This window comes from Bradyrhizobium sp. (assembly GCF_016462955.1).
In the GTDB taxonomy this organism is placed as follows: domain Bacteria; phylum Pseudomonadota; class Alphaproteobacteria; order Rhizobiales; family Xanthobacteraceae; genus Bradyrhizobium.
The window spans coordinates 1-4,377 of record NZ_JAEMSD010000539.1 but is presented as its reverse complement, the minus strand read 5'-3'; the positions used below and the strand labels follow the sequence as shown (position 1 = coordinate 4,377).

Sequence of the window (4,377 nt, the reverse complement as noted above, 5' to 3'; positions counted from 1 at the left end):
AATCGATCTCGATCACCTTGGAGATTACACGGTTGATGAACTCGCGGTCATGCGAGGTCATCAGCAGCGTGCCTTCGTAATCGTGCAGGAATTTCTCCAGCCAGATCAGGCTTTCGAGATCGAGATGGTTGCTGGGCTCGTCGAGCAGCATCACGTCGGGGCGCATCAGGAGAATGCGCGCCAGCGCCACGCGCATCTTCCAGCCGCCGGAGAGTTTTCCGACGTCGCCCTCCATCATCTCCTGGCTGAAGCCGAGGCCGGAGAGCGCCTCGCGCGCACGGCCATCGAGCGCATAGCCGTCGAGCTCCTCGAAGCGGTGCTGCACCTCGCCGTAACGGGCGATGATCTCGTCCATCTGGTCGGCCTTGTCAGGATCGGCCATCGCGGCCTCGAGCTCGCGCAGCTCGGCCGCCACCTCGCTGACGGGCCCTGCCCCATTCATCACCTCGGCGACCGCGCTGCGGCCGCTCATCTCGCCGACATCCTGGTTGAAATAGCCGATGGTGATGCCGCGATCGGTCGAGACCTGCCCTTCGTCGGGCAGATCCTCCCCCGCGATCATCCGGAACAGGGTGGACTTGCCGGCACCATTCGGGCCGACGAGCCCGATCTTCTCGCCCTTATTGAGGGCCGCGGAGGCTTCGATGAACAGGATCTGGTGGCCGGCTTGCTTGCTGACGTTGTCGAGGCGGATCATGAGGTCTTTTTGGGGGATTTTTGCGTTGCAGCGTCATAGGCCATGCGGGCGGCCAGGGGAAGCCCCGGCAGGGTACGGAATCCGGCTCGGTCGCCCCCCACTCCTCCCGCGCCCGGTCACCGGGGGCATTCAAACCCTGATCGTCGGCAGGTCCGGGCAATCAGGCATCACTTCGGCGAACGACAGTTTTCGGACGCAGCGCTTTCCGGACAAGCACTGATCTTGAAGACTTCAACACATCGGGCGACTGAGCCAACCAGTGGTCGCGCGACGGGCAGCTGGCCCGGCGACAACATTTCCGCTGAGGCCCGGCATGCAATCGCGGACGAGCATCGCACGGGCGTCCGGCTGCAGCTTTTGCTGCGCCGCGACAGGCGCGTGAGCATCCGGCTGCTGCGAGCCGAACGTCTAAGATCAATGCGACACCGGAGCGCTTGTCGGACGCGGGCAATACGTCCAGACTGGGATCAAAGTCGCTGGAATGCGGCATACCTCCAGCGATCAACAACAACAAAAAGCGCGCCGAGACGCGTTCGCACAATCACGCCGCCAGGGAGGACGTCCATGCTTGCAAAGTCTGAAAAGACCAGAACGACTCGTCGCAAATTCCTGCTCACCGCCGGCGCGGCCGGCGCTGCCACCATCGCCATGCCGCAAGTCAGCCGGGCGCAGACAGTAGCCCTGAAGATGCAGGGCTCGTGGGGCAAGGCCGACGTCTTCAACGAGATGGCCGAAGACTACGTGAAGCGCGTCAACGACATGGCCGGTGGCCGGCTGCGCATCGACTATTTGGTCGGCGGCTCAGTCGTGCATCCGTTCCAGGTCTTCGACGGCGTTCATGGCGGCCAGATCGACGCGGCGCACACGGTCACCGTCTACTGGTACGGCAAACACAAGGCCGCCTCGCTGTTCGGCACGGGCCCGGTGTTCGGCTTCAACGCCAACGAAGGCCTTGGCTGGATCCACAACGGCGGCGGCAAGGAGCTGTTCGAGGAGCTCCAGACCAAGATCATGAACGTCAACATCAAGAGCTTCTTCGCCATGCCGATGCCGACGCAGCCGCTCGGCTGGTTCAAGAAGCCGATCACCAGCGACGCCGATTTGAAGGGCCTAAAGTACCGCACGGTGGGTCTGGCCGCCGATCTGTTCCAGGCGATGGGCGCATCCGTCGCGCAGCTGCCCGGCGGCGAGATCGTGCCCGCGATGGAGCGCGGCGTGATCGACGGATTCGAGTTCAACAACCCGACCTCGGACCGGCGCTTCGGCGCGCAGGATGTCGCCAAGAACTACATGATGGGCAGCCATCATCAGGCGACGGAATATTTCGAGATCATGTTCAACCGAGCCAAATTCAACACGCTGCCGAAGGAACAGCAGGCGATCCTGCAATACGCCGCCGAAGCCGTGTCCTCCGCCAACGAGTGGAAGGCCATGGACTATTACTCCAAGGACCTGCAGGAGCTGATCAACAAGGACAAGGTCAACGTCCAGAGGACGCCGAAGTCGGTGTTCGACGCGCAGATCAAGGCGTGGGACGGCCTGATCGCCCAGCTCGGCTCCGACCCGTTCATGAAGAAGGTCATGGACTCGCAGAAGGAATGGGTGCGCCGCGTGGTCTATTACAACATGAACAACGCGACGGACTACCGCGGCGCCTTCGAGCATCATTTCCCGGGCGTGCTCAAGGTCTAACGGCCGTCGCGACGCATCGCGAGACGCCGAACGTGAGAGGGCGGCGCAATTGGTGCGCCGCCCACGAGTTGGGAGGGGGGACATCCGGATGGTCTGCTCGCAGCGAGTTCAGCTCGCATGACGAAATTCCTGTTCTTCATCGATGAGCTCAGCACGTGGGTGGGCAAGGCGTTCGCTTGGCTGATCCTCGTCCTGACGCTGGGTGTCAGCTACGAGGTGTTCGTGCGCTACGTGCTGCGGGCACCGACCACCTGGGCGTTCGACATCAGCTACATCACCTATGGCGCGATGTTCCTGATGGCCGGCGCGTACACGCTCTCGCGAAACGGCCACGTCCGCGCCGACGTGGTCTACCGCCTCTGGTCGCCGCGCACCCAGGCGACGATGGACCTCGTTCTGTATATCCTGTTCTTCCTGCCGGCGATCGCGGCGCTGATGTATTCGGGCTGGAACTACGCCCAGATGTCTGTGCGCTTCCGCGAAGTCAGCATCTTCAGTCCGGCCGGCGTTCCCGTGTTTCCGCTGAAGGCGCTGATCCCCCTCACCGGCTTCCTTCTGTTCCTGCAAGGGGTCGCTGAAATCATCCGCTGCGTGCTGTGCATCCGCACCGGTCGATGGCCGCAACGCCTGCACGACGTGGAGGAGACCGAAAGCCTCGTCATCCGCGAACGTCAGCAGCAAGCGGCCGAGCCGCAGAGCGAGAAGGGACCAGGCGCATGACCGATCCTCAACTCGGCATGCTGATGCTGTGCCTGTTCATCTTCATCATCATGCTGGGCTTCCCGATCGCCTTCACGCTGATGGCGATGGGCGTCTCGTTCGGCTACTATGCCTATTACACTCCCGGTCAGGACTTCTTCCAGAACCGCATCTTCACGCTTCTTGTGCAGAAGACGTTCGAGGTCACGTCCAGCGACGTGCTGGTGGCGGTTCCGCTGTTCCTGTTCATGGGCTATTTGATCGAGCGCGCCAACATCCTCGACCGCCTGTTCTATTCGCTGCAACTGTCGATGAAGAACGTTCCGGGCGCGCTTGCGGTGGCCACGCTGATCACCTGCGCGATGTTCGCGACCGCCACCGGCATCGTCGGTGCCGTCGTCACGCTGATGGGGCTGCTGGCATTGCCGGCGATGCTGCGAGCCGGCTACGACACCAAGCTGTCGGCGGGCGTCGTCTGCGCCGGCGGCTGCCTCGGCATCCTGATTCCGCCGAGCATCCTCCTGATCGTCTATGCAGCGACCGCCGGCGTCTCGGCGGTGAAGCTTTATGCGGCGGCGTTCTTTCCCGGGTTCTTGCTGGCCGGCCTCTACGTCCTCTATGCGATGACACGCGCGATCATCAATCCCGCGCTCGCGCCGAAGCTGCCACGCGAGCAGACCGACGTGCCGACCTCAAAGGTCATCTGGGCGCTCGCCACGTCGTTCCTGCCGCTTGCGTTGCTGATCGTTTCGGTGCTCGGTGCGATCCTGCTTGGCCTCGCGACGCCTTCGGAAGCGGCGGCGGTGGGAGCCCTCATGAGCATCGTGCTGGCGGCCGCCTATCGTTCACTCAACTACGAGATGATCCGCGAATCCGTGTATCTGACCGTGCGCGCCACCGCGATGGTCTGCTATCTCTTCATCGGATCCTGGACGTTCTCGGCGGTTTTTGCCGTTCTTGGCGGACAGACGGTGGTCGAGCAGTTCTTCGCCTCGATGAACCTGTCGCCGATCCAGTTCCTGCTGTTGACCCAATTGATCATCTTTCTGCTCGGCTGGCCGCTGGAATGGACCGAGATCATCGTGATCTTCGTGCCGATCTTTTTGCCGCTGCTCGCGCATTTCCAGATCGACCCGGTCTTCTTCGGCACGCTGGTGGCGGTCAACCTGCAGGCGGCTTTCCTGTCGCCGCCGGTCGCGATGTCGGCCTTCTATCTCAAGGGCGTCTCACCGCCGCATGTGACGCTGAACCAGATCTTTGCCGGGATGATGCCCTACATGCTGATCGTC

At 62.6% G+C, this 4,377-nt stretch carries 4 protein-coding genes; 3 read left to right on the top strand and 1 reads right to left on the bottom strand.

Annotation, left to right across the window (positions count from 1 at the left end):
* On the bottom strand, positions 1–697 hold a 697-nt coding region (locus JHD07_RS33790), incomplete at its 3' end, for an ATP-binding cassette domain-containing protein (RefSeq protein WP_291630044.1).
* 564 nt (positions 698–1,261) lie between these two features.
* Here JHD07_RS33790 and JHD07_RS33785 point away from each other — a divergent pair.
* The 3 genes from JHD07_RS33785 to JHD07_RS33775 all read left to right on the top strand — a co-directional run.
* A complete protein-coding gene (locus tag JHD07_RS33785) occupies positions 1,262–2,389 on the top strand; it encodes a TRAP transporter substrate-binding protein (RefSeq protein ID WP_291630042.1) in 1,128 nt (375 codons plus the stop codon).
* A gap of 117 nt (positions 2,390–2,506) precedes the next feature.
* A complete protein-coding gene (locus JHD07_RS33780; protein WP_291630040.1) occupies positions 2,507–3,109 on the top strand; it encodes a TRAP transporter small permease subunit in 603 nt (200 codons plus the stop codon).
* Positions 3,106–4,377, top strand: a 1,272-nt coding sequence (locus JHD07_RS33775; RefSeq protein WP_291630038.1) for a TRAP transporter large permease subunit, incomplete at its 3' end; no start/stop codon positions are given. The genes JHD07_RS33780 and JHD07_RS33775, both read left to right, overlap by 4 nt.